Below are 18,696 nucleotides of genomic sequence, written 5' to 3' on the forward strand. Positions count from 1 at the left end.
GGGGGGGCTGCCGTTTTTTGGCGCGCTTGGCAGCGCATAGGCCTACTCGATTCAGGAATGATAGAATCACGTTTTCGATCCGAGAAAACCAGACAAAATTTTGGCAGTTTCCATCAATTTATCGGCATATTCGGCAACTTTCTGCATAGGCATATTGGCTTTCAAGGTGGAAATGCTGATGGCTCCGAATATATGCTGGTTGTCTCTGAAAATGGGAGTGCCTACGCATCTCACGCCCAATTCTCCCTCTTCGTCGTCAATCGAGTACCCGTATTCTCGAATTTGCTTCAGATGTTCACGGAAAGCGGATTCTGAGGAAATCGAGTTGTCTGTCAAGGAGCCCATCCCCTTATCAAACAATTTTTGCAGTTCATTTTCAGGCAAGAAGGCTGAGATTGCTTTGCCGCAGGCTGACACATTCAAGGGTTTGCGTTCACCGACATAAGAGAGAAATCGCACGGAGCCAAAACCTTCGATCTTTTTAAGGCAGATCGACTCCCCGTTATCAAAGGTGCATAGATGTACGGTGAAGTGGGTTTCATCCCGTAATTTTTCCAAATGCGGGCCAAATAAAGAGTTAGGGTCTATATGTCGAATGGACAACATCCCTAAACTGTAAAGACTTAAACCGAGATTATAAGATCCATCAGGGTTTTTGCGTACATAGTTGTGAGTCTCAAGGGTATGCAGTATGGAGTATACGCTTGTTTTGGGCAAATTCAGCTTTTTGCATAGACCGGATAATGTCAATCCTTCCGCAGAATGTGCGAGACAATCGATAATGGCGATCGATTTCTCCAGAGCAGGGACGGAATAACTTGGACTTTCGGTCTTAATTGACATAACATGTCCCTCCAGAAAACAAAAATGTAAAATTGTTCAGACGGCTACAAATCTATAATAGATGAATTCATAATAATTTGCAAAACGTCCATTTATGCAGCAGAAATAGGGGGTAGGCAAATCGAATAAAGCGCCTTCATTTTCGTTGACAGAAATTATCTTTTAATATATTCTTTATTTAGACCTATTTTTAAATATCGTTCAACATACGGAACAACACGCAAATGAATAGGTCGTCCGAACAACAAAAAAAGAAGGGAGACGGCAAATGAAGGGAGCAAAATTAAAAAAGAAGTTGATTGCATTGCTCGTCGCGTGTCTTGCACTATCGCTCATTGTCGCATGTACAAACAACGGGGGAAATTCAGGCCAGACGACAGCAAACCCAGAAAGTACTCCTTCAGGCAGCAGTGACACGACAGGGGAAAACCAGCCAGATCGATCACCTTATACGATCAAGTACATGTATCCCGGAGGCACTAACAAAATCAAATTATCCGATGAAACCGAGATTGGCCAAATTATTAAAGAGAAATTCAATATTGTATTCGAATTCATTCCTTATGCTGGTAATTGGGAGGAAAAAGTAAATCTGATGCTTGCCGGAGGGGATTACCCGGAAATTTTGTGGATTCAATACAATCCGAGTCTGCAAAAGTACATACAAGCCGGAGCTGCTTTGCCGTTAGATGATTATTTGGCGGATTCGCCCAACTTCGCGAAACGGTATGCCGAACAGATTCCCATTTGGCGCAGTATTGCCGCCGACCAGAAGCTCTACAACTGGCAAAGCGGGCAAAGCGATTTTATGAACAACATTCGTGGTTTCGATATCGGGACCCGAATCGATGTTCTGGAGAAGCAGGGTTATCCGAACTTGGTATCAGAAGATGAGTGGATCGCTTATTTGAAGCAAGCGATGCAGGATTTTCCGACTACGCCGTCCGGTCAGAAAACAATCGGTATGGTGGCGCCGTTCGGGGAGCCGTGGGGAATGGCCGGAATTGCCGGCATTATGTATGAAAAAGGTGGAAGATACACGGGTGTAGCCGGTAACGGAGCGGTTATTTTCGACCATAGCAATAATCAGTTTGTCGACTACTTGAAGAATGAATATGTCAAGGAATCCTTCCAATTCTTCAACAAGCTATACAGAGAAGGCATATTGGATAGGGAAAGCTTTACGGACAAGAGCCCCCAGGTGGAAGAAAAGCTTGATAGCGGCCGCGCGCTAAGCTCTTGGTATCAACTTCCCGGGTACGGCACCAATCTGAAGTTGATCGAATCCGGACATCCGGAGATGCAGTACATCACATTGCCGGTTCGTAGCAATACGCAGGTTGAAAGAAACGAGAAACGTTTGATTATGGAACTGGATCTTGTTCCTTTTAACAATATGATTATTACCAAAAACGCCAAGGACCCGAAACGCATTATGGAGCTTGTTGACTGGGCATCGACCGACGAAGCGCAAATTCTGTTCCAGTCGGGCATTAAAGACAAGCATTACACGGTCGATGCGAACGGAGTACGCACGCCTACCGATTTGTACACCTCCGAAGCGCAAAATCCGGATAGCAAAGTCGGCTTGTTCCTGTTCAACTTCCTTGGATACGATTCGAGAACGGGGGAGGACGGTCAAGCCTACAGCGTAAGCTCCAATCTGGAATACCGGGATAAGCTATCGCAAACAGAAGAAACGATGAATGCCTTTAAACAACTCGGCTGGGAGACTTCGTTTGATTACTGGCTGGAAACGGCAGAAGGAGCGAAGTCAGGCGTCGTTCCTTCCATTAAGCTCGACCCGGATTCGGCGCTTAGTCAGACCGATCAAAAGCTGGTGGAATTCAGAGTGAAAAATACAGCCAAGCTCATTATGGCAAAAGACGACGCTGATTTTGACAAACTATGGGGAGAAGTCCTGCAAGAGTACGAGAAGCTTAAACCGCAGACCGTGATCGATGAATACAACCGGCTTTATCAGGAAGCGTTGCAAATTTTCAAATAGATAACTATTAAATCGGGCGAAGAATAGGAGACGGCTTGTCTTCTATTCTTCCCGGACTAAAGGGTGATCCGCTATCATGTTGCAACGCAAACTGTATCGGCAACGTTATCTCTTTCTCATGCTGGCTCCGGCTTTTCTGCTGGTCCTGATTTTTAACTATGTGCCTTTGGTCGGATGGATGCTGGCATTTAAGCGTTATCAGGTTGGATTGGGTTTTTGGGCTTCGGAGTGGGTCGGTCTTGAACAGTTCAAACGATTTTTTATGCAAAGCACCGACTATGTCTATTTGCTGCAAAATACATTGTCCATCAATTTCATGATGATCATTACCAATTTGACTTTAGGGCTTTTGTTTGCCGTTCTGCTCAATGAAATCAGACGCCGCTTTTTTGTTAAAATCATACAGACGGTATCATTTTTTCCGTTTTTCATTTCATGGGTCATCATTTATTCCATAGCGAATACTTTTCTTTCCTCTTCTTCCGGCCTGCTCAACGAACTGCTGATGAAATGGGGGATATTGTCCGAAGGGCTGAATATTCTCGGGGAAAGCAAATATGCATGGCCTCTTGTCATCCTGCTGGAAGCCTGGAAATCTGTCGGATATATCAGCATTATCTTTATTGCCGCAATATCGGCCATACCCGGCGAACAATACGAGGCGGCCGATATCGACGGCGCTACGCGCGTGCAGAAATTGAAATTCATTACAATTCCCAATTTAATGCCGACATTCGTGGTCATTCTGATCTTGAACAGCGGCTGGATCCTGAATTCTAACTTTGAGTTGTTCTATATGTTCACAAATGCAACAAATTGGGAAAAGATGGAAGTTTTAGATATGTACATCTATAAATTTGGATTACAGCAGTTGAACTATTCGTATGCTTCCGCCGTAGGGATCGTAAAAACGATTGTCAGTATCGCTATCCTGTTGTCGGTAAACGCATTCTCGAAGAAAATGACAGGGAAATCTATTTTTTGAGCTGCGGAAAGGAGAGCGAATATGCATTACAAAGTAAGTCCGGGCGACCGCGTGTTTGATTTTATTAACTATTTAATTATGATCCTTGTTTTTATTGTCATGGTCTTTCCTTTTCTTCACTTAATCAATTACTCGCTCAGCAATCCTTCGCTTGTCAGCGGGAAATTTCTGTTTTACCCGAAACAGTTCAATTTGGATTCCTACAGAGCCATTTTTGCCAATCCGGATGTCCTTAACGGCATTTATATCTCGCTTGCCAGGACTATTATCGGCACCTCATTTATGGCTATAGTCACCTCTATGGCGGCCTATGTAATAACGCGCGACGACATGGTCGGCATCAAATTCATAAGAAGATATTTTGTCTTCACCATGTACTTTTCCGGCGGCATTATTCCGACTTACATTTTGATCAAAAGTCTTGGATTGGTGGGTACCTTTTGGGTCTATGTCATTCCGTCGGCGGTAAGTGTTTTCAACATGATTTTGATCAAAACGTATATTGAGGGAATTCCCAAAGAGCTGGAAGAGTCGGCGTTAATTGACGGAGCAAATGACGCATACCTTTTTGCCAGAATTATTCTTCCGCTTTGTCTTCCGGTTATGGCGGCTATTTCGTTGTTTGCGGGCATCGGTCAATGGAACGCATTTATTGATACGCAATTCTACAACGCGATGCATCCGGAGCTATTCCCGCTTCAATATGTGCTTTACAATTCCTTTCAAACTATCACATCTGTAGAGCAGTTTACCAACAGCATGTCCGGTGCGGAAAAATTCAGGATGCTCACCCCGCAGAGTCTCAAAATCGCGATGACGGTAATTACAGTGCTGCCTATTATGCTTGTGTACCCGTTTTTGCAGAAGTACTTTATGAAAGGGCTATTGCTTGGTGCGGTTAAAGGATAAAAATATTACCGGATGGGAAAGTGAGGATATCATGATTTTTGATTGCCATACCCACTTGGCGCAGCCAGAACATATTTCCGGTCCCTTTTTAGCTGATGCGCGACGCGCGTGGGGCGATAGTTTCGCCATGAAGTGCACGCCTGAGGATCATAAAAATGCGCTGGATAAGGTGGAAAATTGCTCCGGCGCGATCGTGCTGGCGGTGGACGCTCCATCGACGGGATTTAATGTGCCTAATGAATATGTCGCGCAATATGTGCAGGGGAATCCGACCCGACTTTTCGGTTTCGCGAGCATTGATCCACAGCGGGAAGAACCGGAACGGCTGCTGGAAGCCGCCGTGAAGGAATATAAGCTGAAGGGGCTGAAGCTGGCGCCGTTTTATCAGGATTTTCATCCACTGGATCGGCATTGCTATCCTCTGTACGCCAAAGCGCAGCAATTGCGATTGCCCATCATGTGGCATCAGGGCACATCATTTGTTCAGAAAGGGCCCTTGGAAAAATCAAGGCCGGTCTATCTGGACCCGGTAGCGCGCTCGTTCCCTGATTTGAAGATGATTATTGCCCACATGGGGCACCCGTGGATGGGCGAAACGATCTCGGTTGTTCGCAAAAATCCGAATGTATATACGGATATATCGGCATTGGGTCGCAGACCTTGGCAAATGTACAACGGATTGATCGAAGCCATTGAATACGGCATTGAGGATAAACTTTTGTTTGGCACCGACTTCCCGTTTTTTACAATCGAAGAGACGATTGAAAGCTTGCAGAACCTCAATCATCTGGTGGAAGGAACGAATTTGCCAAGGATACCGGATCGTGTCATTGATAAAATTCTCAGCAAGAATACGCCCGAAGTTTTGGGGCTTCGTTAAAAGGAGCGTTGCATCGTGAAAATTGTTTCGGTTGAAGCGATTCCTGTTATTCTGCCTTTCCGCAAAGCCGTAAGCGATATATGGGGAACTTACCCCTCATCCCGTCACGGCATTGTGATCGTACGCGGCGAATCGGGTCATTACGGCGCCGGGGAGATCGCTTTCGCATGGTTTGGCGGGGCGCATTCTTTATGTCATGAGGTCAATACGCACTGGGCCGACTTGCTGGTTGGTATGGATATACGGGATATTTCCTTGATTAACGAAAAGCTGGATCATCTTTGCAGCTTCTCCAAACGGCATCTGCTGGCAAAAGCTGGCGTCGAGACGGCCATATGGGATCTGCTCGGCAAGGAACTGCGGCAGCCGGTCTATCAACTGCTGGGGGGGAGGAGAAGAGCGGAGATTCCGCTGACCGGCGGAGTTTCGATGGGCGTCCAGGAGGAGATGGTGGAGGCGGCCGTTCAGCATGCAGCGCAAGGGTACGGGGAGCTTAAATTAAAGATTGGAGCCGATGACCGAAAGGATTTGGAAATGGTGAGCGCCATACGCGCAGCCATCCCCGACTCCATCCTGCTCAGAGTGGATGTAAATATGGCGTGGCGCGATCCGAAGCAAGCGAAACGAATGATTGACGAGCTTGAGAAGCATGGCGTACACATGGTCGAGCAACCGTTGCACTACGACAGGCTGAGCGAGACGGCCTGGCTGCGGCGCAACACCAATGTCAGTATTCTGATTGACGAGGGCATATGGGATGTTCCGGACGCAAAGCGGACTCTGGAGGCGAACGCAGCAGACCTGCTCCATGTGTACATATCGGAATCCGGCGGGATATGGGGTTCGCGGCAAGTATTCGAGCTGGCCGCCCATTATGGCGTGGATTGCACGATCGGCTCCATGCCGGAGGGCGTCATCGGCGCTGCGGCATCGGCGCATATAGCGGCGGCTATGGCCAATCTGTCTGGACACGCTTCCGATATCCGGGGCTTTACCGGTTATCTTGAGGATGTGGCGGCGGAAGAAATGACCATCCGGAACGGAACTTTGATTGTGCCGGAAGGGCCGGGGCTGGGAGTCACGATCGATTTTGACAAGCTGCGCAAATTGTCCGTCAGCTAAGGGGGATTCCATGATCTTTCATGATCTGACTTATGAGGAAATTAACGATATCGACTTTTCGCGCACGATTGTGCTTATACCGACGGGGGCAACGGAGCAGCATGGGCCGCATCTGCCGACAAATACGGATACTTTGATCGTCGGTCGATTGGCCGAGAGGATCGAGCGGTCGCTTGCGGAGCATATATTGCTTACCCCGACGATCTGGTTGGGACATTCTCCGCATCATATGTCGTTTGGCGGTACATTGTCTTTGCCTCATTCGGTCTATATCCAGATGCTGCATGCGGTTTGCGATTCTTATGTCCGAATGGGCGCGAAAAAAATATGGCTATTAAACGGCCATGGAGGAAATGGAGCGCCTCACCAGATCGTACTTCAACAATTAAAAAACGAATATCCCGATGTGATCGCCGTTGCCGCTGATTATTGGAACCTGGCCAGGGAGGAGATCGGCAGCATTCGCCAGTCCGGCACAGGGGGGCTCGGACATGCCTGCGAGCTGGAAACTTCCCTCTATCTGTATCTCGATGAAATCAAAGTGTTGCGCGAGCGGATTCGCGATGACGGCGTACAACCCGAAGGCGATATCTGGTTGTTGGATATGCAGAGAGGAAATGAGGTTTCGCGCGTGTTTAATTTTCGGGAGCTCACGAAATCGGGCGTTTTTGGCAGGCCTTCGTTGGCAACGAAAGATAAGGGTCAGCGGTTGTTTGATGGTATTAGCGCTAGGTTGGAGCAATTCGCATTGCAGTTGCTGCAAATTCAATAGAAACGAGGGTGGCGCATGTCTAAACAAATGATTAGCTCACCACGGGTTCATCCGGTGTTTGGCCATTATTCGTCGGCAGTTCTGAAACAAAATACGATGTATTTGGCCGGATTCGGCCCCTTTGATGTTAACCAGCAGCTGGTAGGAGAGACCATAGTCGAACAGACGCATCAGACGATGCAGAATATTCGCAATCTATTGGAAGACAACGGATTCGGCATGAGCGATATTGTACGCGCCACCGTTTATTTGAGTTCGATATCCGATTGGGCCGCGTTTAATGAAGTTTTCGGCCAGTACTTCGATGGAGATTATCCGGCCAGAACAGTAGTCGCGTGCGAGTTGAACGGTTTTCTGGTGGAGGTCGAATGCACGGCTATCAAGGACTGATTCTGATTCGACAGTCGGGGGGGAGGCAAGCGATGAAAGACTTTCTATGCATGGGTGTAATAGGCTGTGGCGATATCGCCGTTTCCAGGCATCTTCCCGCTATGCACGCTTCCGATGCGGTCCGGATTGTTGCGCTTTGCGACACGGATCTGGAGCGAGCCAATCAACTGGCCGCCAGGTACGAAGTGCCCTTGGCGACAACCGATCACCGCGAGCTGTTGAATGACCCCGGCATTGATGCGGTGGTCATATGCACGCCGCCTTGGATAACGCCGTTATTGACGATAGAAAGTTTGCAAGCGGGCAAGCATGTGCTGTGCGAGAAGCCGATGGCGGTGGATTTGGAGACGGCGCTGAAAGTGCGGGAGGCGGAGCAAAGCAGCGGTTGCCAGGTGCAAGTAGGTTTTACATACCGGCACGGCCCCCTGTTCGAAACATTAAGAACATGGATTCGGAGCGGGCAGCTGGGAGCGCCGCTTATCTATCGAATGGGCATCTTTGATGAAATTTGGGATCCGGACGGCAATCCCGAGCATTATGACAGAATCTATCGCACGATGGAGCGCGGCTCGCCATCTATTCATGACGGCGCCCATGTGGCGGATTATCTGAACTTTCTGAGCGATTCCCGGGTCGAGGAAGTACAGTCGTTCGGCCTGCGCACCCGAGAGGAATTTCCCGCGTCGAATTACGACCTTTCGGTCATCCGGTTTGCTAACGGCGATGTGGCCAAAGTGGAGATTGGCTGGTTTATGCCGCGGTTTCCAAAGGGCGAATTTGAAGTTGTCGGTCCGCGCGGCATCGCCATCTTTGATCGCGACTCCCGTACCGTTCAATTGAAAAATGAAACCATTACGCAGACCGTTCAGCTTGAGGATGATTATTTTGAATCCTGCTTTAAAATCCAGTTGGACAAATTTGTCCATAGCATCAAGACAGGGGAGCCATGCATTCCCGGTACGCAAGCGGGCATTGACAGCCTTGCTTTAACCAAAGCTATCGAAAAAAGCATTTCCGGAAAACCAAAATGTTAGATGCGAGGGAGAGAACAGCGTGAATATGAACAGCGACAGTCAACTTTTTGAAGTCATGAAAGCGAAGCTGTATACCGGCGTCATTTGCGATACTTTGGATGATTTGGGGTATCGGGAACAGGCCATGAGCGAGCATGTACGGCCGCTGCAGCCTGATCTTGTTGTTGTAGGGCGGGCCAAAACGATATTGGCAGCCGACGTTTACCATGTGCATGAACATCCGTACAAGCTGGAAATTCAAGCGCTTGACAGCATTAAACCCGGTGAAGTGGTGGTGATGTGCACGAATCAATCCGTGAATAACGGCATTTGGGGCGAACTGCTGTCTACGGCAGCCGCGATGAGGGGAAGCACGGGCGCAATTGTTGACGGATTGATCAGGGATACCCGCAAGATCAAAGACATGAATTTTCCCGTCTTTTGCAAAGGAATCAAACCGGTGGATTCCAGGGGAAGAGGAATCGTGATCGATTATGACTGCCCTGTTGTAGCGGGAGGAATTCGCGTGCATCCGGGCGACGTTGTGTTCGCAGACTGCGACGGCGTTGCGGTTATTCCTTCCGTAGTGCTTGAACAGACGGTCGAATTGGCAGTCGGGAAGGTCGAAAGAGAGAACAACAGCCGTAAAGAACTGCTGGAGGGCAAGCTGCTTCAGGATGTCTTCGATAAATATGGCGTTTTGTAAAAGCGGAGTCAAGGTGAAAGACGCATTCCGCCACGGAGGCTGCAACTATGCATGATGATTTGTTATATACCAGCCGCGTTTTTACCGAACCGTTTGGATTTACGGACGGAATCGAGGGACCGGCATGCGATCGGCACGGGAATTTGTATGCAGTCAACTATGCGAGGCAGCATACGATTGGCAGGATTACGCCTGACGGACAATGCGCCGTATTTGTCGAGCTGGAGAACGGGAGCATAGGCAACGGTATTCGCTTCAATCGGGCGGGCGACATGCTGATCGCGGATTATACCCGTCACCAGATTCTCAAAGTCGAGATGGCAACCCGCCATGTATCCGTACTTGCACACGAACCTTCGATGAGTCAGCCGAACGATATTGCCATCACGGACGACGATATCGTATTTGCCAGCGACCCCGACTGGGAGGCGTCCTTAGGCCGATTGTGGAGAATCGAGCCGGATGGGACAACGACTTTGCTAGAGGAAGGGATGGGTACAACCAACGGCATCGAAGTGAGTCCCGACGGCAAACGTCTTTATGTGAACGAATCATTTCAACGAAAGATTTGGGTTTATGATCTGTCGGCCGATGCACAAATTTCGAACAAATGTCTGTTGTTTGCCTTTGACGATTATGGACTTGACGGAATGAGATGCGACATGGAAGGCAACCTTTACGTGACCCGCTATGGGAAGGGGAGTGTGGTGAAGCTGTCGCCCGGCGGCGAAATATTGGAGGAAATTATGCTGACGGGAAAAAATTGCACGAATTTAACCTTCGGCGGACACGATGGGAGAACCTGCTATGTCACGGTTGCGGACACGGGCAACATAGAAGTCTTCCGGGTGGATGCTCCCGGAAGATGCTGGACCATGCAACAAGCGCAATCATTCACAAATATACGGAGCGTTGGAGAGGAGCAAGAAGGATCGTGATGAATAGAAAAGTAAGATTGGGCGTTATCGGATTGGGACCAAGAGGCGTATATATCGCACAGTTGTACGCAAGACATCCGGATTGCGAGATTGTTGCGTTATGCGATCGTGTCGGCCCCACGGTCGAGCAGGCTGCGGTTGCCCTGAAATCCAGTGCAAACCGGTACACGGACTTCGAGCGAATGATTCGCGAAGAAAAGCCGGATGCGGTATTAATAGCGTCCCCGCCCGACGAGCAAGTGGATATTGCCTGTTATGCGATGGAACAAGGCGTGCACGTCACAACCGAAGTTCCGGCGGCCTATACGATGGAACAATGTTGGAAACTCGTTCGCACGGTTGAGAAAACCGGCGCAAAATATCAATTATCGGAACAAACCCGTTATTGGGGATTTATCGATGAGTGGCGCCGGATGGCGGAGCGCGGCGACTTCGGGCAGATTTTGTTCGCCGAAGGGGAATATTTTCATTATGGCGAGTGGGACTATTATATCGATCCTCAAACGGGGGAACGTTTTTATGGAAACGCGCTGCCTCCGGAAGGCAGGGAAGTAGAAGCAACGTGGCGCAACAAACGGTTTTACAATCCGATCTATTATTTGCCGCATACGCTAAGTCCGCTTCTAAAGATTACGGGCGGGAGAGTGACCAAGGTATCATGTATGGGAACGAGGCCCCGAAGCTATTATGTCGATAACTACGAGGCGAGGGACATTGAGGTTGCGCTTATGCATACAAGCACCGACACCGTATTGCGGGTTGCTGCCGGATTCACCTCGCCGCACGGCCCCCGCAAGGAAACCGGCTTCCACTGGTACCAGGTGAAGGGAACCGAGCAGACGGCGGAATGGGCAAGGACGGAGAACGACAGTCCAAGATTGTGGACGGCAGCGGATCGTCAATGGCGAGAGATGGATTGGAGCACAAACGTCCGTGACGTAAGCGATTTCATCAAAGCAAGCGGTCACGGTAGCTCGGATGGATGGCCCGTCGTCAATTTCCTGCGAGCGATCCGGGAAGACAAACCTATCGATATGGATGTTTACAAGGCCGTCGAGACGGCCGCTCCTGCCATTCTTGCCGCCGAATCTTCCAATCGGGGCGGGATTCTGCTCGAGGTTCCGGATTTCAGAAAGAAGGTACCGGATCATGAATGAGCAGGCTAGATCGTTTGTTGGTTATCTCTATAGCGATCGACTGAGAGCGGAAGCCAATCGCATCGGGAGAAATTACTGGTATGCCTATTTGCCGGAAATATTCGATGAAATGGGTTTGCGCGCGACGGAACTGTCCCTTGATGCATTGGAGAACGTTTCGGATCTTGCAGGATATAAATATTTATTTGCCGGTTCGATGAGCCTGAATGCGCGACAGCAAGAAGTTTTGCGGGAATGGGTGCGCCTTGGAGGCATTCTCATTGGATTTGCCCTCAAGGGAGCGGATGATCTGTTCGGCATCAGTCATCGCAAAACGATTGCGCAGCCGGACGACGAGTTCACGATTTCGGGATACGGCAAATTTTCGCGGCAGGAAGGAGATGCCGAGACGTCTCCGGATCCGATGTACGATTATCGCGGCGCGCTGCTTCCGATCTTTTCGCCGCTGGAGATGGTCGCGCCGGGCCATGAGGCCGTGATCGAGGAAGCTTTGCTGCTTAACGCAGGTAGAACGGCTACCGGCTGCCCTTCTGTTGTCCGGACACAACTGGAAGCCGGGAAGACATGGTACTTTGCCTTTGATCTGACTCAGACGATCTGGGTGATGCATCAAGGGCGGCCGATTGATCGGGACTACGACGGCGACGGATATTATCGGACCGGGGATGCGATTCCGTTTAGCCGTCTGCATGATCTGGAGGTTCCTTATGGGGATTATTGGCTGCAGTATCTGGAGGAGATATTGTCATCCACTCTCCAGCCCTTTATTCATCAACTCCCGCCATTGCCGGACGGAAGCGTGCCGGACTTGCTCATTCATTTCGGCGGAGACGATGAGTGCACGCCAGGCATTCAGGTCGAGGCTTCCCGTTATATGAAAGCGTTGGGACTTCCTTATCACATGAATTTGATGCCCGTAAACGGCAAATTTGCAATCGATCGGCAAGAGTATGAGATCATCAAAAACAACGGACATGATTTATCGATCCATTTTGATTTTGTCAAACCCCATTTTCATTATACGGAAGCCGATGTGCTGGAACAAATCCAGATGTATACGGAGGCCTTCGGAGAAGTGCCGATTGCTTCCGTAAATCATTGGTGCACAGGCACTGGCTGGGCGGAGCATGCGCGTTGGGCAAGCTCGGGAGGAATGAAAGGCGACAATTCAAGGGCGCATGCTTTCAATCCCCCTTATAATCCAATCAATCTGATGGGCTATGGATTCGGAACGGTATATCCGCATTTTGTATACGACGATTTCAAGCATGACAACGCGCGCATACCGTTTGTCAACATTCCCATCGGCTTTTTCGAGCCGCGTATTTATGAAGATTCGGAAGAAAGGGATATTGCGCGGATACAGCAGGCTGTCGAGCGGGCGGCGTATTTCGGGTGGACGCTCAACATGTTTATTCATCCAGTGTATATTTCCGACGAGAAGCACAATAGGCATTGCTTGCCCGCGCTGGAAGAACTGCTTCGATATTTGAATGAAAAGCAATTCAAGGTAAAGTATCATTCCACAAATCAGCTGTGCCTTTGGTGGATGGAGCGTGCTTCGACCCGATTGGAGCATTGCGTACTGGATGCTGGAGACGGCGGATCCACTTTATCATTTGAAGTGGAAACGCAATCAAGCGACGGCGTGCTGGTCAAAATCCCGCTAAACGACGGTAACGGGGAAGCAGCCTCTTATTCGTTAGACGGTCAACAGCGGGCGGCTGCCGTTCATCGCCAGAACGGCCGATGCTGGATCATATGCCATGTACCGAGGGGAGAGCATCGGATTAGCGTAACGTTGCCGAATTGATGGATTCTGAAGAAGGAGTGATGGATAAATGCGACATGCAGAGCTGATAAGCGGTTTGATGCGATGGAGAAAAGCTGCAGGATATTTTATGCTGGTCGTCTTTATGATTTCTCTGAACTTTTTTGGCGTCACTGCTCCCACGTTGACGTTTGCCCAATCTTCCACGTACACCAATCCGATCCGGCCCGGCGATTTTGCCGACCCTACTATCATTAAAGGCAAGGACGGGTATTGGTATGCGTATGCTACCGGGGACAGATTCCAAATTTCCAGGTCGGAAGATCTGCAAACATGGACAAATATGGGCACGGTATTCGCTTCAAAACCAGCCTGGGCGAGTGGTTATTCCTTTTGGGCTCCAGACATTCGATATATTGATGGGCAATACGTCCTTTATTACAGCGTGATCAACAGTTCCGGCGTGTCGGCGATCGGCGCTGCATCCGCGCCTTCGCCGACGGGGCCATGGACGGACAGAGGCTCAGCGCTGCTGACCGTCGGCGCCACGCTGATTGATCCTGCAGGCTTTACCGATACAGACGGAACAAATTATGTCCTATACGGGAGTTATCCGGGAGGGGTCTGGATTCAGAAGCTCAACAGCAGCGGGCTGAGTGCCGATCCGGCCTTCTCTCCGGTGAAAATTGCCAGCGGCAAATATGAAGGGCCTTACATGGTGCATCGTGACGGCTTTTATTATCTGATGCTGTCGTCATCCAGTTGTTGTGCCGGACCTTCGTCCGGGTATGTAACCTATGTCGGGAAGTCCGCAAGCCTGCTTGGTTCCTATGTCGATCGCGATGGAATACCGCTTGTGAATTCGCGAAGCGGCGGAACGATCATGATGTCCAACAGCGGTAATTCGGTTCTTGGCGGGGGCCACAATGCCATGCTGACCGATCTTTCCGGTCAAACCTATATCGTGTATCATGCGCTTAATCGTTATACGGCTGCCGACACGGTCCGTCAATTGCATATCGATCGCCTCGACTGGATTGACGGATGGCCGATCGTGCGCGAGGGCAGAGGGGCATCGGCTACCCCCCAGCCCATGCCGATTGTAACAGGAACGGTGGATGATCGCTTTGGAGATTCTGTCGCCACAGCCAACAATTTTGTTGCTCTTCAAGGCAGCTTCTCGAACATCGGCGGTGCAGGAACAGACAGCGGGGCGTTCATGCGGCTGACCGGACCGGATACAATGGCGAGAGTGAAGGTGCTTTCCGGCTCGGATGTGCAGGTTCAGGCTGATGTACGTACAATGGGGACGGCCGATGTCGTTGGCTTGCTGAGTAACTATGTGGATGAAGACCATTATGTGCGGATTTTGCTTGATGCCGCAACGAACGAGTTGAAAATCGAAACCGTGACCAACGGAATCCCGACAGTTACGACTACTTCTTTGCCATCGAGCTTTGCGCCGGACAAATGGCATACCTTGACCGTCCAAGTGCGCGGCAATCATCTCAAGGCCGAGGTTACCCATGCCAATCTTGGCGACCCTTTAGCTGTATTGGCAATCACGCTTCCGAACGCTCTGGTTCATCAGGGGGTTGCCGGAATAGCGGGAGACGATCTTGCGGAAGTGGATAATTTTGCGGTAAGTCCTCTCTTTACGGCTCATACAACTTTGGTTTCCGATCCGCCGATTGTCAGCAACAATTTGTTAACCGCCTATTCCGATGAATTTACAGGAAGCTTGGGTGCCGGCTGGAGCTGGATCAGAAATGATCCGAATGCCAGCGTGCAGTCGGGTTCGTTGGCATGGCCGACACAATCGGGGGATCTCGCCGCCGCGTCGGGCAAACCCGGGGTCTTGTTGCGATCTCCGCCTAAAGGCAACTATATGATCGAAACGAAACTCAATTTTAATGTCGGAATCAACACGATCAGAGATTTTGAACAGGCCGGCCTCATTGTTTATACCAATGATAACAATCATTTGCGTTTGGTCCACAGCACCGCGAATACGCTTAGGTTGTTAGAGTTTTGGAAAGTGACGCAAGAGGGCGGCGGTACTCGATGGGCGGGAGCAACGAATTTCGGAGTGCCGGCTGATACGACTTGGCTCCGCATCCATGTAACCATTGATCCTGTAACGGGCGAGCAGCATTATCGGCCTTCAAGCAGTACGGACGGCGTAAACTGGAAAGCGGGGGGAGTGTGGGTCCTTCCCGCCAATACCTCCGCCCAGATCGGACTGGTGTCGCACGGCCGTACAAACGCAACCCAGGCAACAGCCAAATTCGAGTATTTCCGTGTGTTCCAGAATAAAATCGACCGAACCGAAGGCGATGTTACTGGTGACAAGTATGGAGATCTGACAACCATTGACGCAGACGGGAGGTTGTCAATCTATGCGAATGGATTCCTGGAGCCGGCTCATAACGGATATCCTTTCGTCAATAAGTACTGGACATCTCTGGGCACATCGTGGGGAGCAGATACAACAGCCATTACGACAGCCGATTTAACGGGCGACGGAAAGGCCGAGTTGCTGGCTCTGGGAACAGACGGTCATCTGCGCATATGGAAAAATACAGGCAGCACCACCCCTTGGACATTCGTTACCTGGGATTACGTCAATTGGAGCGATGCGATTCGCATTGCTGCGGGGGATGTGAATGGCGACGGGTTGGCTGATCTCGTTTCCACACACACAGACGGTTCCTTGCGCATTCACGTGAATACGGGGAATGCTTCCGCTTCCGGAACGGGACTGCCGTTTAACATGCTGACCTGGTCTGTTCCGTCAGGCTATTCCTCGGGAATAACGGGGATTGCCGTTGCCGATACGACAGGTGACGGGTATGCCGATCTGCTGGTGGCGAGAAGCGACGGAACTTTGACGGAGTATGCCAATCAATGGCCAAGCGCCCCCAATCAGCTGCCCTTCGCTGCCGCAAGCTGGAGCGTGTCAGGGGAATGGGATGACATATCTGATATTTCGGCAAGCGATGTCAACGGAGACGGATGGGCCGATCTGATGGCTCTGACAACAATGGGTCAGCTTCAAATATACGCCAACAAAAAGTTTTATACAGGCGCGCCATTTGATACTGCGACCTGGATTTATTACAACTGGAGCGGTGTAAGCGTAATCGGGTAGGCCGTCTTAGGAGCCGGAAGCGAAATTCCTGCAATAGGGAAGACGCGGGTAGTAACGAAGGAGCTTTTGTGCTTGTCCGGGTCATAAAAAGTCGTTTCGAGGGTCCGCTCATGGGCCTCTCTAAACGGCTTTTTTGGCATCCTTGGTGACTCCGAATCTATGAGCGGCCTCACTTAAATAAACTAACTTTCGATAATCATCAATCTCGCCTTCCTATGGTACGATTTATTTATTCACTTAGTAATTCATAGACTGAAGGAGTGCTTCTAATGATTGGAAACAGCTTCCGCGGCCATCTTGCGAAGGTTGCGGCGGTCGTATTGACTATAGCGGTTGTGTTCGCTTGGTTGGGAGGGGGCCGGCAAGAAGTGCTGGCCGCGGCATCGCCCGACCCTCTCGACCAGCAAGTCGTCTCGAGCGGATTAGGAACGGGCGCCATGTTCGATGATACGGCCCAGAGCTTTACAGCGGGCAAAAGCGGCTATCTGTACGACATTGAGCTTCATCTGTTCCGATTTGACAGCGCCGGAGCAGGACAACTCAAGATCGAGATTTTTGCGGGGGAAACCCTGTCGGGTTCGGCGCTTGGTTCGGTCACGCTCGACTATTTGGATATCCCTTTGTCGCCGGCACCGAATATGACCTTAATCACCTTCGACGGCATACCTATAACGGAGGGACAGCAATATACGATTCGAACCACTTCCGCCAGCCAAGGCGGTATGTGGTTGGGCACGGGAAATTCCTACTCTGGAGGAAGGTTCTATAGCAGCTCTCATTGGCCCCCTGATTGGAAGAACGAATATGACGCTTACTTCCGCACCTATGTAGCGGATGCCGTTCGGACTCCCGACACGCAATTGACGGTGGCTGCGCAGGCGAATGCGACTTATGGAGATGTGGTCGTCTTCTCCGCTCAATTGATGAACGGGGCAAGAGCATTTGCCAATCAACGGGTCGAATTTCAATTGAACGGCGTGCCTGTCGGCAGCGCGGCAACGAATGCTCAAGGCAGAGCGGAGCTGTCGTACGGCATGGACAAGCCGCCGGGGGATCTCCTGTTGGAGGCACGATACAACGGGACCTCGTTCTACTCCATGGCGGCGGACGATACGACGATCACCGTCGCCAAGAGGCCGATAACGGTAACGGTCGGCGGGGCGTCGCGTCCGTACGGAAGCGGCAATCCTGCCTTTACGAGTCAAGTAACCGGGCTCGCTTCGTGGGATGCGGCCTCCTCGCTTGGGACGCTCTCCTACACGACAAACGCCTCCGCTTCCTCAAGCGTGGGAACATACACAGTTCAGGCATCGGGTTATCAATCTCCGAACTACGCGATAACTTATGTACAGGGCGCGCTCACGATTACGAAAGCCCAGCTGACCGCAGAGGCCGATTCGACTTCGCGCCAATACGGTCTGAGCAATCCGGTCTTAACGGGCACGCTGACGGGACTTAAGAACGGAGATGCCATAACAGTCACCTATTCGACTACGACTTCGCCAAGCAGCCCGGTAGGTGCTTATGCGATTACTCCGGCTCTTGCGGACACGGGAAACGCGCTGCATAATTATGAGCTGAAATTGAAGGAAGGCCAGTTGACCGTGACGAAGGCGCCCTTGACCGTTACGGCGTCGAACGACGAACGGCAATACGGAGCCGTCAATCCGCTTCTGTCGGGGGCGATCGTCGGTCTCCGGAACGGGGACACGTTTCCGGTCGCCTATTCGACGACCGCCGCTGCGGGCAGCGGGGTCGGGTCATATGCCATTACGCCGAACGTGACGGATCGGGACAATAAACTCAAGAACTACGAGGTGCAATCCGTCCCCGGTACGCTTACCGTAACGAAAGCGCCGCTAACCGTGACGGCTCATAATAAAACGCGCGAATACGGAAATCCGAATCCCGTCTTTACGAGTACCAGTGTCGGACTCCGCAACGGGGACACGTTCCCGATATCCTATTCGACTTCCGCTACGGTGGGCAGCGCCGTGGGTCAGTATGACGTTACCCCGATCGTTGCGGATCAGGGAGGCAAGCTGGCGAAT

General features: G+C 50.7%; 14 protein-coding genes and 1 pseudogene. 14 read left to right on the forward strand and 1 reads right to left on the reverse strand.

Annotation, left to right across the window (positions count from 1 at the left end; genetic code table 11):
• Positions 1 to 66 precede the first annotated feature (66 nt).
• Positions 67 to 843 (reverse strand): IclR family transcriptional regulator, encoded by a 777-nt coding sequence (locus tag PAT3040_RS19315; RefSeq protein WP_087570606.1) that lies wholly within the window; start codon positions 841 to 843, stop codon positions 67 to 69.
• A 268-nt stretch (positions 844 to 1,111) separates the two neighbouring features.
• Here PAT3040_RS19315 and PAT3040_RS19320 point away from each other — a divergent pair, with 268 nt between their 5' ends.
• The 14 genes and pseudogenes from PAT3040_RS19320 to PAT3040_RS19385 form a co-directional block, all read left to right on the forward strand.
• Positions 1,112 to 2,851, forward strand: coding sequence for a type 2 periplasmic-binding domain-containing protein (locus PAT3040_RS19320; RefSeq protein WP_108994007.1), 1,740 nt, complete (start codon positions 1,112 to 1,114; stop codon positions 2,849 to 2,851).
• Positions 2,852 to 2,927: 76 nt separating this feature from the next.
• Positions 2,928 to 3,836 (forward strand): ABC transporter permease subunit, encoded by a 909-nt coding sequence (locus tag PAT3040_RS19325; protein WP_087570604.1) that lies wholly within the window; start codon positions 2,928 to 2,930, stop codon positions 3,834 to 3,836.
• Positions 3,837 to 3,857: 21 nt separating this feature from the next.
• A complete protein-coding gene (locus tag PAT3040_RS19330; RefSeq protein ID WP_108994008.1) occupies positions 3,858 to 4,745 on the forward strand; it encodes a carbohydrate ABC transporter permease in 888 nt (295 codons plus the stop codon).
• A 31-nt stretch (positions 4,746 to 4,776) separates the two neighbouring features.
• Positions 4,777 to 5,625: an amidohydrolase family protein gene (locus PAT3040_RS19335; protein WP_108994017.1), complete on the forward strand. Its 849-nt coding sequence runs from the start codon at positions 4,777 to 4,779 to the stop codon at positions 5,623 to 5,625.
• A 15-nt stretch (positions 5,626 to 5,640) separates the two neighbouring features.
• On the forward strand, positions 5,641 to 6,747 hold the full coding sequence (locus PAT3040_RS19340) for a mandelate racemase/muconate lactonizing enzyme family protein (protein ID WP_108994009.1): 1,107 nt from the start codon (positions 5,641 to 5,643) through the stop codon (positions 6,745 to 6,747).
• 10 nt (positions 6,748 to 6,757) lie between these two features.
• Entirely contained in the window at positions 6,758 to 7,519 is a 762-nt protein-coding gene (locus tag PAT3040_RS19345) for a creatininase family protein (RefSeq protein ID WP_108994010.1), read from the forward strand.
• 15 nt (positions 7,520 to 7,534) lie between these two features.
• Positions 7,535 to 7,909, forward strand: a complete 375-nt coding sequence (locus PAT3040_RS19350; protein WP_108994011.1) for a RidA family protein — start codon at positions 7,535 to 7,537, stop codon at positions 7,907 to 7,909.
• 50 nt (positions 7,910 to 7,959) lie between these two features.
• Positions 7,960 to 8,700, forward strand: a pseudogene (locus tag PAT3040_RS19355) (Gfo/Idh/MocA family protein); the annotation flags it as partial.
• 268 nt (positions 8,701 to 8,968) lie between these two features.
• Positions 8,969 to 9,628: an RraA family protein gene (locus PAT3040_RS19360; RefSeq protein ID WP_108994013.1), complete on the forward strand. Its 660-nt coding sequence runs from the start codon at positions 8,969 to 8,971 to the stop codon at positions 9,626 to 9,628.
• Positions 9,629 to 9,675: 47 nt separating this feature from the next.
• Positions 9,676 to 10,566: an SMP-30/gluconolactonase/LRE family protein gene (locus PAT3040_RS19365; protein ID WP_108994014.1), complete on the forward strand. Its 891-nt coding sequence runs from the start codon at positions 9,676 to 9,678 to the stop codon at positions 10,564 to 10,566.
• Entirely contained in the window at positions 10,566 to 11,723 is a 1,158-nt protein-coding gene (locus PAT3040_RS19370; RefSeq protein WP_256975911.1) for a Gfo/Idh/MocA family protein, read from the forward strand. Before PAT3040_RS19365 ends, PAT3040_RS19370 begins: the two co-directional genes overlap by 1 nt.
• Positions 11,716 to 13,536, forward strand: a complete 1,821-nt coding sequence (locus PAT3040_RS19375) for a hypothetical protein (RefSeq protein ID WP_108994015.1) — start codon at positions 11,716 to 11,718, stop codon at positions 13,534 to 13,536. The genes PAT3040_RS19370 and PAT3040_RS19375 overlap by 8 nt, the downstream gene beginning before the upstream one ends.
• Positions 13,537 to 13,564: 28 nt before the next feature.
• Positions 13,565 to 16,645 carry a family 43 glycosylhydrolase gene (locus PAT3040_RS19380; protein WP_108994016.1) on the forward strand — a complete coding sequence of 1,027 codons (3,081 nt, stop codon included), beginning with the start codon at positions 13,565 to 13,567 and terminating at the stop codon, positions 16,643 to 16,645.
• Positions 16,646 to 16,914: 269 nt separating this feature from the next.
• Positions 16,915 to 18,696, forward strand: a 1,782-nt coding sequence (locus tag PAT3040_RS19385; protein ID WP_181376726.1) for an MBG domain-containing protein, incomplete at its 3' end; no start/stop codon positions are given.

It is taken from the genome of Paenibacillus agaridevorans (assembly GCF_003112455.1).
In the GTDB taxonomy this organism is placed as follows: domain Bacteria; phylum Bacillota; class Bacilli; order Paenibacillales; family Paenibacillaceae; genus Pristimantibacillus; species Pristimantibacillus agaridevorans.

Excerpts from the sequence above, each read along its gene's own strand:
- PAT3040_RS19360 (WP_108994013.1), top strand. The coding sequence starts at position 8,969 with ATGAACAGCGACAGTCAACTTTTTGAAGTCATGAAAGCGAAGCTGTAT.
- PAT3040_RS19370 (WP_256975911.1), top strand. The coding sequence starts at position 10,566 with ATGAATAGAAAAGTAAGATTGGGCGTTATCGGATTGGGACCAAGAGGC.
- PAT3040_RS19365 (WP_108994014.1), top strand. The coding sequence starts at position 9,676 with ATGCATGATGATTTGTTATATACCAGCCGCGTTTTTACCGAACCGTTT.
- PAT3040_RS19345 (WP_108994010.1), top strand. The coding sequence starts at position 6,758 with ATGATCTTTCATGATCTGACTTATGAGGAAATTAACGATATCGACTTT.
- PAT3040_RS19335 (WP_108994017.1), top strand. The coding sequence starts at position 4,777 with ATGATTTTTGATTGCCATACCCACTTGGCGCAGCCAGAACATATTTCC.
- PAT3040_RS19350 (WP_108994011.1), top strand. The coding sequence starts at position 7,535 with ATGTCTAAACAAATGATTAGCTCACCACGGGTTCATCCGGTGTTTGGC.
- PAT3040_RS19320 (WP_108994007.1), top strand. The coding sequence starts at position 1,112 with ATGAAGGGAGCAAAATTAAAAAAGAAGTTGATTGCATTGCTCGTCGCG.
- PAT3040_RS19330 (WP_108994008.1), top strand. The coding sequence starts at position 3,858 with ATGCATTACAAAGTAAGTCCGGGCGACCGCGTGTTTGATTTTATTAAC.
- PAT3040_RS19315 (WP_087570606.1), bottom strand. The coding sequence starts at position 843 with ATGTCAATTAAGACCGAAAGTCCAAGTTATTCCGTCCCTGCTCTGGAG.
- PAT3040_RS19380 (WP_108994016.1), top strand. The coding sequence starts at position 13,565 with ATGCGACATGCAGAGCTGATAAGCGGTTTGATGCGATGGAGAAAAGCT.
- PAT3040_RS19325 (WP_087570604.1), top strand. The coding sequence starts at position 2,928 with ATGTTGCAACGCAAACTGTATCGGCAACGTTATCTCTTTCTCATGCTG.
- PAT3040_RS19375 (WP_108994015.1), top strand. The coding sequence starts at position 11,716 with ATGAATGAGCAGGCTAGATCGTTTGTTGGTTATCTCTATAGCGATCGA.